Origin of the sequence: Streptomyces purpureus (assembly GCF_014648195.1) — a bacterium.
GTDB lineage: Bacteria > Actinomycetota > Actinomycetes > Streptomycetales > Streptomycetaceae > Streptomyces > Streptomyces purpureus.
Map to the genome: position 1 here is coordinate 603728 of NZ_BMQQ01000001.1, position 14696 is coordinate 618423.

A 14696-nucleotide genomic window follows, 5' to 3' on the forward strand; every position below is an offset into this window, starting at 1 on the left:
GCCCCCCGCTCGTACGGTCAGACCCCGACCATCAGCAGCAGCCCCGAGACGAGGGCGAAGACGAGCACGAACAGCCGCATCCGCCGGGCGTCCAGCCGCTGGTGTACCAGGCGGCTGAGCCACGCCCCCACGGCGATCGCGGGTATCAGCGCGAGTGCCCACCCGAGGTCCGCCGGGTCGCCCTCGCCGGTGGCGAACAGCAGTAGCAGGGAGGCGATTTCACCGACGAGGAAGCACGCGGCGACGGTGGATCGCAGCTCGGCGGGGGGCCGGTGCTGGTAGACCAGTGCCAGCGGCGGGCCGCCCACGCCGGTCGCTGTCTCCGTCAGGCCGGTGACCGCGCCCGCTCCCACGTAGGCCACCTTGCCCGGGGTGAACGCGGGCGCGGCCAGGCTCACGACCGCCGCGAGCACCGTGGCGATGCCCACGAACAGGCCCAGAGCCCGGTCCGGGATCAGCCAGAGCAGCGCCAGGCCGCCGGGTGTGGCGGCGAGCCGCGCGACGGTGATCCAGCCCGCGCCCCGCACATCGAGCGAGGCCCGTTCGCGCCAGGCCACGTACATGTTGAGGGGGATCATCACCGCCAGGACGAACACCGGGAGCAGACCCGGATCGAGGAGGCCGGCCACCGGCGCGACGATCAGGGCGAAGCCCAGTCCGCTGCTGCCCTGGACGAAGGCGGCGGCGGTCACCGTGACGGCGAGCACCGCCAGCGTCTGCCAGGTCACGGCGTTGTGCTCCGTTCCCGTGCCGCCGTCGAGGTGGGGTGAACGCGGGTGATGGCGGCCCGCCCCACGGTGCTTCGGGACAGTTCGGCCGCCCGCCGCACCAGCGCCTGACCGTCCCAGCCGACGGGCCGCCCTGACCACAGGCGCAGGCGCCCGCCGACGAACACGGCCGCGATCTGGTCGCGGTTGCCTCGCCGTACCAGCTCCCAGGGCAGGTCCCAGGAGAGCGCGACCTCGGGGTGGGTGATGTCGACGAGGAGGAAGTCGGCGGCCAGACCCTCGGCGATGGTGCCGGTCCGCGCGCCGAGGCCGACCGCGTCCGCACCGCCGCGTGTGGCGTGCTCCAGCCAGGTCCAGCCGGCGCCGCAGGACGAGTCGCCGGTGGCGAGCCCGTAGGCGAGGCGCTGGGCGAACTCCGCCGCGTCGGCGAGCCGGAACCCGTCGCCCCGGGTCCCGTCGGTGCCGAGCCCGAAGCGGACGCCCCGCTCGGCCATGGTGATGGCGGGGGCGACGGCGTTGCCCTTCCAGGCGCTGGCGACCGGGTTGTAGCTGACCGCGGTCCCGGTGTCGGCGAGCAGGGTGAGCTCGCGCGGCGTGAGGAGGGTGGCGTGGGCCGCGAGCAGCTGGGGGCCGAGCGCGCCGATGGTGTGCAGGTGTTCCAGGGGCCGCAGTCCGTGACGTACGAGGGAGCGTTCGACACCGGCGAGGTGTTCGTTCAGGTGGATCTGGACGACGGCACCGGCCTCGGCGGCGAGGCGGGCCGTGTCCGTGAGGGTCGCCTCGGTGGCCGCTTCGGGGACGGAGACGGCGAGGGAGGGGTGGATGAGCGGGTCGTCGCCGTAGCGCGCGAGATGCTTCTCGGCGCTGTCCATGACGGACGGGTTCTCCCCGTCGGCGTCGTTGCAGACGAGGCCGAGGACGCAGCGGATGCCCGCGTCGCGCGCGGCGGACGCCACCACCTCGACGTCGACACCGGCGCGGGTCCCGGCGTCCGTGACGGTGGTGAAACCGCCGCGCAGGGCCTCGAACGCGGCCAACTTCGCCGCCACGTACGCCGATTCCTCGTCCAGCGCGCCTTCCAGCGGCACCCACACCCGCCGGAAGATCTCCGACGGCTCCCCGAAGGCGAGCGCGGAACCGAAGCTCTGCGTGAGGTGGTGGTGGGCGTCGACGAAGCCGGGCATCAGGAGGTGGCCGGGCAGACGTACGGGGTCGAGATGCGGATGGGTCCGTATCAGCTCCTCGGCGGGTCCCACGGCGTCGAAGGAGCCGCCGGAGACGACGACCGCGTGGCCGTCGGCGGGGCCTTCGGGCAGCAGGACGGCGTCGGGTACGAGGAGGAAGGGGCTCGGGCCGTCGAGAAGATCGGGGGTGAGCTGGGTCATCGGTCGCTTTCCGTGCGGGCGGTGGCCAGGCGGGCGACGACGCCCGGCCTGACGTGGTGGAAGAGGATGTTGAGGACCGCGGCGACGACCGCCCCGACGGCGACGCCGCTTTCGAGGAGGATGCGGACGTTGGGCGGAAAGCCGCCGTACACGCCGGGAACGAGGATGGGCAGCAGGCCGAGCGCGAGGGCGACGGCGCAGATGAAGGTGCTGGTGTGCTTGTCGAGGTCGGAGCGGCCGAGCATCTGCACGCCGAGGACGGTGATCACGGCGAAGACGACCATCGCGGTGCCGCCGACGACCGCGGACGGGATGACGCTGACCGCGCGGGTGACGGGCGCGAGGAAGCCGATCGCGACGAGGACGACGCCGGCCGCGGCGGTCACGTACCGGCTCCGTACGCCCGTGACGCGGACGATGCCGATGTTCTCGCCGCTGGTGACCATGAGCGGCAGTCCGAAGAATCCGCCGAAGAGTGAGGTGAGCGCGTCGCCGCGGACGGTCTTGGGGACGTCGGTGCGCTGGTCGATGTCCTTGCCGACGGCCTCGGCGTTGATCACGGTCTGGCCGGTGGCCTCCGCCATGGAGGCGAGGCTGTAGAGCATCAGCGGCAGCGCGGCGACCAGGTTGAACTCCGGCGAGCCGAACGGCATCAGCTGCGGCACGGTGAACAGACCGCCGTCGCCGGCGCGGCCGAGGTCCATGGCGCCGAGGAGCGCCGCGAGCCCGGTGCCGGCGAGGAGCCCGAGCATCACGGCGAGCTGGCGCAGGATGCCGCTGAAGATCAGGTAGAAGACGACGGTGAAGCCGATGGTGGCCATGCCCAGACCGAGGGCGGTGGGGTCGGCGAAGCCGGGCTGGCCCGGGCGGCCGGTGACGAGGACCGCGCCGACCTTCACCAGGTTGACGCCCACGATGACGATCATCGTGCCGATGACGAGGGCCGGGAAGAAGGCGAGCAGCCGCGAGAAGACGGGCAGTACGACGAAGTAGAACGCGGCGGTGAGGAGCACCGCGCCGGTGGCGGTGGGCAGGCCGTGCTGCTCGGCGATCGCGAGGAAGAGGATGAGCGGCGCGCCGCCGGGCAGCATCACGAACGGCAGCCGGGGCCCGAACTTCCAGGGGCCGAGCGACTGGATCAGTGATCCGACTCCGGAGAGCACGAAGGCCGCGGAGAGGAGGTTGACGGTCAGGCCGGGGTCGAGCTTGAGGGTCGCGCTCATCAGGAAGATCGCCGAGATGGGCGTGGCGGCCATGACGAGGACGTGCTGGATCCCGAAGAGAAGGATCCGGCCCAGCGGCCGGGACTCGTCGACGGGGTGAGGCGCCGCGGGCGCGGGCGTTGGCGCGGGTGCCGCTTCTTCCGCAGGGGGCAGGGTCTGGCGGGGACTGGACATGCTCGGGCTCCGTTCGGGCGTCGCTGCATGCGTCGGGTATCAGCCGCGATCCGGCCCTGGACGGAGAGCCAAATCGATTTGGCCAAATCGATTTGGCCGCCAGTATCCGAGGGTGGCGGGGGAGCGTCAAGAGGTCCGGCGAGACGGGATCGCCTCCCGGCTGCCGGGGGTCGGCATCGGACCGGCCCGCCCCACGACTTGATCCTCACGTAGCGGGAGGTCCTACGGTCCTGAGCCATGAAGATCGTTGTTCATGACACGGCGTCCACCCTGCTCGACCTCCTCAAGCGTCCCGTCGAGGAGCGGTCCGACGCCCTGCGCGACATATACAGCCCACTCATGAACGGGCTCTCCGTGATGGGTGAGGTGGATCCGGTCCAGATGCACCGGATGGGCAGCGGGTTCCGGCTCGACCGTGACGATGCGCGTAACGAGGCCGCCCTGCTGCGGATGAGGGACGCGGACGTGTGGAACCGGATCGAGGAATCGCTCGCCACCGCCTGGCAGCGGATCAGCGGTGCGGTGCCCGGCATCAAGCACGCGGAGACGGTCCATGTCGTGGTGGTGCTCGGCAACCCCGACGACGAGCACCTGACGGTCCGCAGCGGCGGCTACTTCGGACTCGGCGGGTTCCCGGGCGCGATCCAGCTGGTGATGTGGCCCACCGAGACGGCTCTGTGGAAGATCGACCACGCGGCCGCACACGAACTCCACCACAACGTCCGCTATGCCAACGTGGTCTGGGACCCGGCGGCCGTCACCGTCGGCGAGCAGGTCGTCGCCGAGGGGCTGGCCGAGGCGTTCGTACGGGAGTTGGCCGGCGAGCAGGCCATGGGCCCCTGGTCGCAGGGGCTGACCGGCGCCGAGCTGGACCGTGCGTACGAGAAGATCACGGCCGGGATCGACGTGGCCGGGATGCGGAACCTGCCCCCGTACGTCTTCGGGGACGCCACCGCCGAACTGATGGGGCTGCGGCCCGTGGGGCTGCCGGATCTCGCCGGATACGCCGTCGGCCTTCGGATCGTGGACGCGCATCTGGCGGCGTCGGGCCTGACCGCGGCTGAGAGCGTTGCCCTGCCGGCGCGTGAGATCCTCCGTAACGCGGGTGTTGCGACCAGCGCCTGACCGCCCGGCTGTCGATGGATACGGTTGCGTGTGCGCTTATCGGCAACTGATTTCGCAGTTTGCTGGCCAGGCTGACGCGATATCGGTAGCGTGCGATGTTGAGCCGAACATGCTCGTCACCACGGATGTTGGGAGAGTCCGCGTGAACCACCGCCCGCTGCCGCCCACGCTGCCCGAGACCGACCGTACGCGCCACCGCCGCATGCGCGAGCGCGGGACCGTCGACCGGGCGGCCCTGGAGGCGATCCTCGACGCCGGCTTCCTCTGCCACGTCGGTGTGGTGGTCGACGGGCACCCCATGGTGGTTCCGACCGTCTACGGCAGCGACGGCCAGAACCTGTACTTCCACGGCTCGGTGGCGAGCCGGAGCCTCGTCGCCGCGCCGGACACGACGGTGTGTGTCACCGTCACGCACGTGGACGGGCTGGTCCTCGCCCGGTCGGTGTTCGAGCACGGCGTGAACTACCGCAGCGCGATGATCTACGGCACGCCCCGCCTCCTCACCGACCCGGAGGAGAAACTCGCCGGACTGCGCTGCCTCACCGAGCACGCCACGCCCGGTCAGTGGGACTACGCACGCCGGCCCAACCGCAAGGAACTCGCGGCCACCGCGCTGCTCGCCCTCCCCCTGGACGAGGCCTCCGTCAAGATCCGCACCGGCGCCCCCGACGACGGCGACGGACCCGACGCGGAACTCGGCCTCTGGGCCGGAGTCCTCCCCCTGGCCACGTCCTTCGGAGCGCCCGAACCCGACCCGGCGCTCACGGACGGCATCCCCGCACCACCCCACATCACCGGCCGCAGCGGCACCCGCCTCGGCGGCCAGGAGCACGGCAACGCCCGGGTCAGTGACCGCCCCTCGGCGGGAGCCGGTGCAGGGTGACGTCCTCCAGCCCGCCGTCCGCGACCGTCAGGGTCATGAACGTGCAGAAGGGCTGGCGTCTGCGGTCCGTGGGGGAGCCGGGGTTGAGCAGGCGCAGACCGCCGGGGGCGGTGGAGTCCCACGGGATGTGGCTGTGGCCGAACACGAGGACGTCCAGGTCCGGGAAGCGCTCGGCGCAGCGGCGCTCCCGCCCCGCGGCCGCTCCGGTCTCGTGCACGACCCCGAACCGCACTCCGGCCAACTCCACGTGGGCGACCTCGGGCAGCCTCCGGCGCAGGACCGGGCCGTCGTTGTTGCCGTACACGCCGATCAGGCGGCGGGCCGCGGACCGCAGGAGGTCGAGCGTCGCCTCGTCGGTCCAGTCTCCGGCGTGGATCACGGCGTCCGCCTCGCCGACGCCCGCCAGCAGCGCCTCCGGCAGGCTCTTCGCGCGGGCGGGTACGTGCGTGTCGGAGGTCAGCAGCAGCCGCATACGCCCACCGTAGGCCGCCGGTACGACGCGCGCCCCCGCGGCCGCACCGGGGTGGGGCCGCGAGGGCGCGGGAAAGGCCGTGCGTCAGATGCGCGGGCCGCCGAACGGGCCCATGCCGTCGTAGTACTTGCTGATCTCGAAGCGGTAGTTCGGGTCGCGAAGGTGGTTGTCGCGGTGGAACTCCGGAGCCGCCTTGATCTGGTCCTTGGTGGCCTCCACGTGCACCGTCCTGCTGTCCCGGTCCACGCGGATGACCGTCCCCGCCGGGATCAGGACCTCCTTGCCGAAGATCCACACACCGGTGTCGACGACGAGGTAGGCGTCGGAGACATCGTGGGAATGTTTGTCGACCTTCCCGATGTGGCCGTCGAGTGCCTCCACACGGAAGCCCACGAGGTCTTCGCCGCTCGGGTGGACGATGCCGGATCGGTAGGTCCACATGTCGTCGGTCATGCCTCAACTCCTTTGCCGGACGTTCGTCTTTCCCCGCGCCTGCCCCGCGAGCCCGACCTGACACCGGGCCGCGCCGGACTTCGGGTACGGAAGGGTCCGTATGGGCGTTCCCCGGGTATGGGAGGCCCCCGGGCGGGAACACGCCCCGCATGTCCGATTCGCACACCCTGCAGGCGCTGTCCGAGCCCGGCTACTGCCTGATGAAGCCCGACGAGATCGGCCGCCGCCTCGGAGTGGACGGCCGGCAGTGGGCGGAGTTCGACCTGCACTGGGACGAACTCGCCCCCGACCCCTACGTGCAGGAAGCCGGCATGCGGCGCCTGCGGCGCTACGGCCACTTCGGGCGCAAACCCACCGGGGAACTCACCGTCCGCAGCCATGACGGCTTCCTGCAGCCCGAGGACAGCAACCCGCTCTACATCGGCCAGGAGCGTCACTTCGAGCCGCTGACCGACGCCTTCGCCCAGGACCCCCTGCTCGCCGCGCTGCTGGATCTGCTCGCCGAAGCGGCGTCCGTCCTCGCCGACCCGCCCGAATGGACCGTGAAGGTCCATCCCTTCAGGGTCGTGGCGACCAGCGGCCAGGCCGGACAGCCCACGCCCGAAGGCGTCCACCGCGACGGAGTCACCCTCGTCTCCTCGCTCCTCGTCGCCCGGGGCAACGCCGACGGCGGCGAGTCCACCGTCTACGACCTCGACGGCGCGCCCATCCTGAGCACCGTCCTCGAGGAGCCCGGCACCCTGCTCCTCGGCGACGACCGGCGGACCCTGCACGGCGTCTCGCCCGTGACCCCGCGCGACCCGGCACGGCCCGCCCACCGCGACGTGCTGGTCATCACCTTCGCCGATCGGTGAGGCGCTCGGTGACGGGAGAGGCCCCCGCCTCTCCCGCCTCCTCCCCGCCCGGCCGCCGCGTCGTCTCGACCAGCCACCGCACCGCCCCCTTCAGGCCGTCCGGGCCGGCCGCGGCCAGGCGCTGCGCCTCCGCGCCGCCCCGGCCGGGGATGCCTGCCGCCGGGGCCCCGGCCGCGCCCACGATCCCGGCGATCCGAGCCCGTACGAACCCCAGTTCACCCGCCTCCTCCAGCGGCTCCCGCGCATGCTCAAGAAGCTGGAAGGCCAGTTCCCCCGCCGTTCGGACCCGGCCGTCGCGCAGGTCCACGCCGGTGCCGGCGACCCCGTCCCGGGCGGCCTTCCAGTACGCGGCGCGCACCTCCTCCGCCGCGACCGGCGGCCCCGGGTCGCCGCCCCGCACCGCCTGGACGGACACCCGCACCAGCGCCCGTACCAGCGCCGCCAGGGCCACCGCGTCGTCGAGCTCGGCGACCACGTCCATGCACCGGATCTCCACCGTCGGCAGCTTCGGGTTGGGGCGTACGTCCCAGAAGGGCATCGCGGGGTCCAGCATCGCCTCCGCCGCCGCGATCACCCGCGCCGTCCGTTCCCACTCCGCCAGGGAAGCCGCGTAGGGCGGCGGGCCCAGGCAGGGGAAGCGCAGCCGCATCACCGACCGCCAGCTGGCGTACCCCGTACTCCGCCCCTGGTGGTACGGCGAGTTGGCGCTCAGCGCGACCAGAGTCGGCAGCCAGGGGCGCAGGTGGTTGCCGACCAGCACCGCCTGCTCCCGGTCCGAGCAGTGGACGTGCACGTGCTGGGCGCAGATTCCGAAGTCCTCGATCATCCCGCGGTACTGTGCCTGGCCCGCCCGGTAGCGGGGATGGTCGCCCACCGCGTCCGGGGCGGCCCGCCCCAGGACCGGGGTGCCCGACGCGCACAGCCGTACGCCGGCGGCGCGGGCCGCTTCGGCGGCCGCCCGGCGGACGGCGGCGAGGTCCGCGCGCAGCTCGGCGAGGCCGGTGCACGGCCGGGTGCGGCCCTCGACCTGGTAGAGGGTGAACTCCCCGGTCACGGTGGAGCCGTGGCCGGCCGCCGCGGCCGCGGCGACGACCTCGTCCCCGGCGGGCCGGACCCGTTGGGTGACCGGGTCCACCAGGAAGTACTCCTCCTCCACCCCGAGGGTGGGCAGGCCCTCGCCGTCGCCGGCCATGGCGCCCTCCGGGCTCCCGCGCAGTCCTCTCACCCCTCGGGGAGCCGCGCCCGCAGCGCCGAGCGTCCCGCCGTCCACCGCGTCCGCAGGTACGCCCCCAGCCGGTCCTCAAGGAGGTCGGTGGCGGCGCAGCCGAAGGCGATGTCGGCCTCCAGGCCGGGCTCGGCGGCCAGCAGGCCCCCGATCACCTCGTGCCGGACGACCTGTTCGTGCACGGCGTCCGCCTCGACGTGCTCGGCGTAGAAGTGCTCCGCGGCCGGACCGGCCCCGCAGCGGCGCATCGCCCGGGCGAGCCGCCGGGAGCCCGGCGAGGAGGTGACCTCCACCCAGGCGAAGTGCCCCACCAGCGCGCCGCGCCGCGCCCGGTGCAGCCCGAGGAGGGACATCAGGTTCACGGTCGCGAGCAGCGGCGCGGGGGCGCACTCCAGGTACCGGCCGTAGGACGGGTCGAGCCCCAGGTCCGTCATCAGATCGGCGAACAGGCGGGCGTGCACGCGCTCCGCCCGGCCCGCGCCGAACTCGTCGTACTCGATAGCGACCATCGCGGCCTTGGCCCGCCCCGTCAGCCGGGGGATCACCCACGCGTGCGGGTCGGCCTCCTTGAGGTGGTAGAGGGAGCGCAGGGCCGCGTACTCGCGCAGCTGCCAGAGTTCGCCGTGGGTCTCCAGGAAGCGCGACAGGCTGCCGGAGAGGTCGACCGGCTCCTCCAGCAACGGGCCGAAGGCTTCGTCCACGGTCGTGGGGGCTCCGGTGAGCTCGTCCACAAGCGCGTCCAGCATCCTGGCTTCCAGCAGGCCGCGCAGGCGCAGCAGGTCGGGGTCCCACTCGCGCTCGCCCTGGATGTCGGCGAACCCTCGATAGTGCAGTTCGTACAGGACGTACAGGGCCAGCTGGAGGTCCTCGCCCCAGGGGTCGGCCGCTCCGGCCGCGTGCGCCACGGCGGGGGAGGCGAGCTCCGGCGCGGGCGCGGGGGCCCGGAGCGCCATGAGCACCGCGGCGGACAGCGGGCCGCGCCCGGCGGGCAGCAGCGGTCCGGTGGCGGTGCGCGGGCGGTCGGTGGCCGGGGCGGTCGGGTTCATCCAGCGCTCTCCTCGCCTGCGGGATCGGGGTCGGGGTCGGAATCGGGGGCGGGTTCGCGGGCTTCGTCCGTCCCGGTGTCCGGGGGCCGGTGGCCGCTGTCGTCCCGGCGCCGCGTGCGGTGGCTGGTGTCGCACCACGGGGGCGTACGGGTCCGACGGCAGGTGCACAGCGCCACGACGAAACGGTCCGAAACCGCCGTGGTGCCGTCCTCCATCAGGACCTCCACGGGCCCGTCCACGAGCAGGGGGCCCGTGGGGTCGATCCGTACCCGGCGCGGCGCCCGGGGCGTCTCAGGTGTACCGGCCACGGATGACCACCAGTTCCTCCCATTGTTCGCCGGGGGCGGCGAACCCGCGCTCCTGCAGCCACGCCCGCCGGGAGCGCAGTACGGGTCCCCAGGGCACGTCCCGCCGGGCGACGACCCGGGCGTCGAGACCGCCGCGCTCCAGCAGGTCCACCGTGCGGTCGCTGTCGCACATCGCGGAGTGGACCATCAGCAGCACGCCGCCGGGCCGCAGCAGCGCCGGGGCGGACGCGCAGATGGGGTCGATGACGCCCCGGCCGTCGGCGCCGGCGTCCCAGGCCCGGTTCGCCCCCCGGGTGGGCAGTTCCCGGTCGGGGGAGGGTACGTACGGCGGGTTGGCCGTGACGAGGTCGTAGCGGCGGCCGGCCGCCGCGGCGTCGAAGTCGCCGTGCACCACGGTCAGCGGGAGGCGCAGGCGCACGGCGTTCAGTCGGGCCGCCAGCACGGCCGGCCAGGAGGTGTCGACGGCGGTGACGGTGGCCCCGGTCGCGGCGGCCCGCAGCGCCACCGCGCCCGTTCCCGTGCCGATGTCGAGGGCGTGGTGGCCGGGTCCTATGTCCTCCCCGGCCAGTGCGGTCTGCAGGAGGAGTGTGTCCGCCTGCGGGCGATAGACGCCGGGCAGCGAGATCAGACGACGTCCACGAGCTACTGGTCGGGTCGTGGTACCGGCCACAGCCACCTCCGCGTCTCGACGGGCCCTCTGTGATCGCCCTCGTGATCATTGCGGATACCCCGCAGCGCCGGTTTCACCCCGCCCGGACGCCATATTCGGATGAATATCTGGAAAGGGGATGAATGGGGTGCGGGGGCGCACAAGGGGCGCGCGGACAGCACGCATGGCGTGGCCGGTCGGTCTCATGCGGTCGGCCGGTCACAGGGCGGGACAGGACGAAGCGGGAGGTGGGGAGGGGCCGACCCACTCCTCCCCGGCTCGCGGAACGCTCAGGCGGAGATGGCTTCCAGGAGGTCGCCGACCTTGGGGTCGGGCAGCGCGCGAGCCACGTCGGCCTGGGCGACGATGCCGACCAGCGTGTGTCCGTCGATGACGGGCAGGCGGCGGACCTTGTGCTCGCTCATCGTGCGCAGGATCTCCTCCGCGCTGTCGTCGGCGCCGATGGTGACGGCCTCGCCCTGGGCGAGATCGCCGGCCTTCACCTCGGCCGGGTCCTTGCCCTGCCCGAGGACCTTCACGACGATGTCGCGGTCGGTGAGCATGCCCTTGAGCTTGTTGTCCGTGCCGCAGATCGGCAGGGCGCCGACACCGAGCTCCGTCATCTTCTTCGCGGCCTCCAGGACGGTCTCCTGGGCGCCGATGCAGGTGACGTCCGGCGTCATGATGTCGCGTGCGGTGGTCATGATGCTCTACTTCCCTCGGTGGTCCTGGTCTCTGCCAGGCGCCTGCCCGCCCGCCGCTGGGCTACGCACGCGGACCGGGTACGCCCGCGTGCGGCCGAGGGGAGGACGCCCGGGCCGGCCCGAGGGCCGGCCCGGGCGCCGTCGTCCGTCAGACGAGGTCGAACCGGTCGAGCTCCATGACCTTCGTCCATGCCGCGGCGAAGTCGGCCACGAACTTCTCCTTGGCGCCGTCGCTCGCGTACACCTCGGCGAGCGCGCGCAGCTCGGAGTTCGAGCCGAAGACGAGGTCGGCACGGGTACCCGTCCACTTGACCTCGCCCGTGGCGGCGTCGCGGCCCTCGAAGGTGTACGCGTCCTCGGACGTCGCCTTCCACGTCGTACCCAGGTCGAGCAGGTTGACGAAGAAGTCGTTGGTCAGCGCGCCCGGGGTCGTGGTGAACACGCCGTGCGACGCCTGCTGGTGGTTGGCGCCCAGGACGCGCAGGCCACCGACGAGGACGGTCATCTCGGGGGCGCTCAGGTTCAGCAGGTTCGCCCGGTCGATCAGGAGGTACTCGGCCGGCAGCCGGTTGCCCTTGCCGAGGTAGTTGCGGAACCCGTCGGCGGTCGGCTCGAGCGCGGCGAACGACTCCACGTCCGTCTGCTCCTGCGAGGCGTCCACCCGGCCCGGCGTGAAGGAGACCTCCACGTCGACCCCGGCGTCCTTGGCGGCCTTCTCGACCGCCGCGCCGCCGGCGAGCACGATCAGGTCGGCGAGCGAGACCTGCTTGCCGCCGGTGTGCGCGGAGTTGAAGGACTGCTGGATGCCCTCCAGGGTACGCAGCACCGTCGCCAGCTGGTCGGGGTCGTTGACCTCCCAGCCGATCTGGGGCTGGAGGCGCACCCGCGCGCCGTTGGCGCCGCCGCGCTTGTCGCTGCCGCGGAAGGAGGCGGCCGACGCCCATGCCGCGGAGACGAGCTGGGACACCGAGAGGCCGGAGTCGAGGACCTGGGCCTTGAGCGCGGCGACGTCCTCGGCGCCGATGAGCTCGTGCGTCACCTCGGGCAGCGGGTCCTGCCACAGCAGCGTCTCACTGGGGACCTCGGGGCCGAGGTAGCGCACGACCGGACCCATGTCACGGTGGGTCAGCTTGAACCAGGCGCGGGCGAAGGCGTCCGCGAACTCGTCGGGGTTCTCCAGGAAGCGCCGCGAGATCTGCTCGTACGCCGGGTCGAACCGGAGCGAGAGGTCGGTCGTCAGCATCGTGGGCGCGTGGCTCTTCGACGCGTCGTGGGCGTCGGGCACGGTGCCCGCCCCGGCGCCGTCCTTCGGCCGCCACTGGTGCGCGCCGGCGGGGCTCTTGAACAGCTCCCACTCGTAACCGAAAAGGATCTCGAAGAAGCTGTTGTCCCAGGTGATCGGGGTGTTCGTCCAGATGCCTTCGAGACCGCTGGTGATGGCGTCGCCGCCCTTGCCGGTGCCGAAGGAGTTCCGCCAGCCCAGGCCCTGCTCCTCCAGCGGCGCGGCCTCGGGGTCGGGGCCGACGTTCTCCGCCGGGCCCGCGCCGTGGGTCTTGCCGAAGGTGTGGCCGCCGGCGATCAGGGCGACCGTCTCCTCGTCGTTCATCGCCATCCGGCGGAACGTCTCACGGATGTCGCGGGCCGCGGCGAGCGGGTCCGGGTTGCCGTTGGGGCCCTCCGGGTTGACGTAGATGAGGCCCATCTGGACCGCGCCGAGGGGGTTTTCCAGATCCCGGTCGCCGGTGTAGCGCTCGTCGCCGAGCCAGGTGGTCTCGGGGCCCCAGTAGACGTCCTCGTCGGGCTCCCACACGTCCGCCCGGCCGCCGCCGAAGCCGAAGGTCTCGAAGCCCATCGACTCCAGGGCGACATTGCCGGCGAGAATCATGAGGTCGGCCCAGGAGAGGTTCTGGCCGTACTTCTTCTTGACCGGCCACAGCAGGCGGCGGGCCTTGTCCAGGTTGCCGTTGTCCGGCCAGCTGTTGAGGGGAGCGAAGCGCTGCTGGCCCGCTCCGGCGCCGCCACGGCCGTCGCTGATGCGGTACGTGCCCGCGCTGTGCCACGCCATCCGGATCATGAACGGGCCGTAGTGGCCGAAGTCGGCGGGCCACCAGTCCTGCGAGGTGGTCAGCACCTCCGCGATGTCCCGCTTCACCGCGGGCAGATCGAGGCTCAGATGCGCCTCGGCATAGTCGAACTCCTCGCCGAGGGGGTTGGCCACGGCGGGGTTCTTGGCAAGGATCTTCAGGTTGAGCCGCTCCGGCCACCACTGGCGGTTGCCACCACCCTGCGTGGGGTGTGGGGCGCGACCGTGCGCGACGGGGCAGCCCCCGGTGCCCTCCGTCTTCGCGTCGGTGACGATGGCGTCATGGTTCTCAGACATGGGAATCCTTCCGGACCAGGCGGACGGTGCTGGGAGACTCGGTGCGGTGGAACGGTCGGGGAACCCCTTGGCCAATTGCCGGAACCGATCCTACGATGGACAGAATCCAAGTCAATAAGTTCATCAACCCCGTATCCAATCAGAACTCGGACGATCACGGGTGAATTTCATCTGATCCACTGACTCTGATCCGCTGAACATGAACAGGTGGAGCGATATGAGCGACCTGCTGGAGCGGCTGCGGGAGCGGGGCTGGCGGATGACCTCGCAGCGACGTGTCGTCGCCGAGGTCCTCGACGGCGACCATGTGCATCTCACCGCCGACGAGGTGCACGCCCGCGCCGCCGAGCGGCTGCCCGAGATCTCCCGGGCGACCGTCTACAACGCCCTCGGCGAGCTGGTCCTGCTCGGCGAGGTCGTCGAGGTCGTCACCGAAGGCCGCGCCAAGCGCTACGACCCCAACGCCCACCGCCCGCACCAGCACCTGGTCTGCTCCAGCTGCGGCACCATCCGCGACGTCCACCCGACCGGCGACCCCCTCGCCGACCTGCCGGCGGAGGAGCGGTTCGGCTTCACGGTGTCCGACGCCGAGGTCGTCTACCGCGGACTGTGCCCCTCCTGCGCCTGAGCCGTGGCGCGGCCCGCTGTGGGATGGTGGTGAGGTGACCTTGGAGGACCTCGTCCGGCTGCGCCGGGCCCGTGACCTGATGGACCGCGAGTACGCCAAGCCGCTCGACGTCCCGGCGCTGGCGCGCGTCGCCCTGATGTCCGCGGGCCATTTCTCCCGCAGCTTCCGCGCCGCCTTCGGCGAGACGCCGTACAGCTACCTGATGACACGGCGGATCGAGCGCGCCAAGGCGCTGCTTCGGCGGGGCGACATGTCGGTGACGGACGTCTGCTTCGCCGTCGGCTGTACGTCCCTGGGCTCGTTCAGCTCGCGCTTCACCGAGCTGGTCGGCGAGAGCCCCAGCGCGTACCGGGCGCGCGACCACTCGGAGGGCGCCGCCATCCCGGCCTGCTACGCCAAGATCTACACGCGACCGGTCAGGAACGGAGAAGCGAAACCCGCACCCCGCCCGTAGCGTGA

Annotated in this window: 16 protein-coding genes; 5 read left to right on the forward strand and 11 right to left on the reverse strand. The window is 72.3% G+C overall.

Annotated elements, in window-relative coordinates; all coding sequences use genetic code 11:
* Nucleotides 1–17 precede the first annotated feature (17 nt).
* The 3 genes from IEZ01_RS02695 to IEZ01_RS02705 are packed head-to-tail and all read right to left on the reverse strand — an operon-like array spanning nt 18 to nt 3510.
* Entirely contained in the window at nt 18–728 is a 711-nt protein-coding gene (locus tag IEZ01_RS02695; protein ID WP_019891237.1) for a sulfite exporter TauE/SafE family protein, read from the reverse strand.
* A complete protein-coding gene (locus tag IEZ01_RS02700) occupies nt 725–2113 on the reverse strand; it encodes an amidohydrolase family protein (RefSeq protein WP_189199605.1) in 1389 nt (462 codons plus the stop codon). Before IEZ01_RS02700 ends, IEZ01_RS02695 begins: the two co-directional genes overlap by 4 nt.
* Nucleotides 2110–3510 carry a uracil-xanthine permease family protein gene (locus IEZ01_RS02705; protein ID WP_189199607.1) on the reverse strand — a complete coding sequence of 467 codons (1401 nt, stop codon included), beginning with the start codon at nt 3508–3510 and terminating at the stop codon, nt 2110–2112. Before IEZ01_RS02705 ends, IEZ01_RS02700 begins: the two co-directional genes overlap by 4 nt.
* A gap of 237 nt (nt 3511–3747) precedes the next feature.
* Here IEZ01_RS02705 and IEZ01_RS02710 point away from each other — a divergent pair, with 237 nt between their 5' ends.
* Together IEZ01_RS02710 and IEZ01_RS02715 are read left to right on the forward strand one after the other, a co-directional pair.
* Nucleotides 3748–4635, forward strand: a complete 888-nt coding sequence (locus tag IEZ01_RS02710) for a DUF2268 domain-containing putative Zn-dependent protease (protein WP_189199609.1) — start codon at nt 3748–3750, stop codon at nt 4633–4635.
* 109 nt (nt 4636–4744) lie between these two features.
* Nucleotides 4745–5518, forward strand: a complete 774-nt coding sequence (locus IEZ01_RS02715) for a pyridoxamine 5'-phosphate oxidase family protein (protein ID WP_078513467.1) — start codon at nt 4745–4747, stop codon at nt 5516–5518.
* Here IEZ01_RS02715 and IEZ01_RS02720 read toward each other — a convergent pair.
* Together IEZ01_RS02720 and IEZ01_RS02725 are read right to left on the reverse strand one after the other, a co-directional pair.
* Nucleotides 5481–5990 carry a metallophosphoesterase family protein gene (locus IEZ01_RS02720; RefSeq protein WP_019891243.1) on the reverse strand — a complete coding sequence of 170 codons (510 nt, stop codon included), beginning with the start codon at nt 5988–5990 and terminating at the stop codon, nt 5481–5483. The two genes, IEZ01_RS02715 and IEZ01_RS02720, sit on opposite strands and share 38 nt — an antisense overlap.
* An 84-nt stretch (nt 5991–6074) precedes the next feature.
* The gene (locus IEZ01_RS02725) at nt 6075–6443 is read right to left on the reverse strand and encodes a PRC-barrel domain-containing protein (RefSeq protein ID WP_019891244.1); all 369 of its coding nucleotides are present in this window, start codon (nt 6441–6443) and stop codon (nt 6075–6077) included.
* A gap of 149 nt (nt 6444–6592) precedes the next feature.
* On the opposite strand from IEZ01_RS02725, the gene IEZ01_RS02730 reads away from it, so the two are divergent.
* Complete coding sequence (locus IEZ01_RS02730) at nt 6593–7297, forward strand: 2OG-Fe dioxygenase family protein (protein WP_019891245.1); 705 nt, start codon at nt 6593–6595, stop codon at nt 7295–7297.
* Here the strand turns inward: IEZ01_RS02730 and IEZ01_RS02735 are convergent.
* The 6 genes from IEZ01_RS02735 to katG form a co-directional block, all read right to left on the reverse strand.
* On the reverse strand, nt 7278–8489 hold the full coding sequence (locus tag IEZ01_RS02735) for a carboxylate-amine ligase (protein ID WP_189199611.1): 1212 nt from the start codon (nt 8487–8489) through the stop codon (nt 7278–7280). The two genes, IEZ01_RS02730 and IEZ01_RS02735, sit on opposite strands and share 20 nt — an antisense overlap.
* A gap of 29 nt (nt 8490–8518) precedes the next feature.
* Nucleotides 8519–9568: an iron-containing redox enzyme family protein gene (locus IEZ01_RS02740; protein WP_189199613.1), complete on the reverse strand. Its 1050-nt coding sequence runs from the start codon at nt 9566–9568 to the stop codon at nt 8519–8521.
* Nucleotides 9565–9876 carry a CDGSH iron-sulfur domain-containing protein gene (locus IEZ01_RS02745; RefSeq protein ID WP_019891248.1) on the reverse strand — a complete coding sequence of 104 codons (312 nt, stop codon included), beginning with the start codon at nt 9874–9876 and terminating at the stop codon, nt 9565–9567. The genes IEZ01_RS02740 and IEZ01_RS02745 overlap by 4 nt, the downstream gene beginning before the upstream one ends.
* Entirely contained in the window at nt 9860–10546 is a 687-nt protein-coding gene (locus tag IEZ01_RS02750) for a HemK2/MTQ2 family protein methyltransferase (RefSeq protein WP_052185710.1), read from the reverse strand. Before IEZ01_RS02750 ends, IEZ01_RS02745 begins: the two co-directional genes overlap by 17 nt.
* A 269-nt stretch (nt 10547–10815) precedes the next feature.
* The gene (locus tag IEZ01_RS02755) at nt 10816–11229 is read right to left on the reverse strand and encodes a CBS domain-containing protein (protein ID WP_028798243.1); all 414 of its coding nucleotides are present in this window, start codon (nt 11227–11229) and stop codon (nt 10816–10818) included.
* A 148-nt stretch (nt 11230–11377) separates the two neighbouring features.
* Nucleotides 11378–13609, reverse strand: a complete 2232-nt coding sequence (katG, locus tag IEZ01_RS02760) for a catalase/peroxidase HPI (protein WP_019891252.1) — start codon at nt 13607–13609, stop codon at nt 11378–11380.
* A 217-nt stretch (nt 13610–13826) separates the two neighbouring features.
* On the opposite strand from katG, the gene IEZ01_RS02765 reads away from it, so the two are divergent.
* Together IEZ01_RS02765 and IEZ01_RS02770 are read left to right on the forward strand one after the other, a co-directional pair.
* The gene (locus IEZ01_RS02765) at nt 13827–14237 is read left to right on the forward strand and encodes a Fur family transcriptional regulator (protein ID WP_019891253.1); all 411 of its coding nucleotides are present in this window, start codon (nt 13827–13829) and stop codon (nt 14235–14237) included.
* Between the two features lie 34 nt (nt 14238–14271).
* Nucleotides 14272–14691, forward strand: coding sequence for a helix-turn-helix domain-containing protein (locus tag IEZ01_RS02770; RefSeq protein WP_019891254.1), 420 nt, complete (start codon nt 14272–14274; stop codon nt 14689–14691).
* Nucleotides 14692–14696 lie beyond the last annotated feature (5 nt).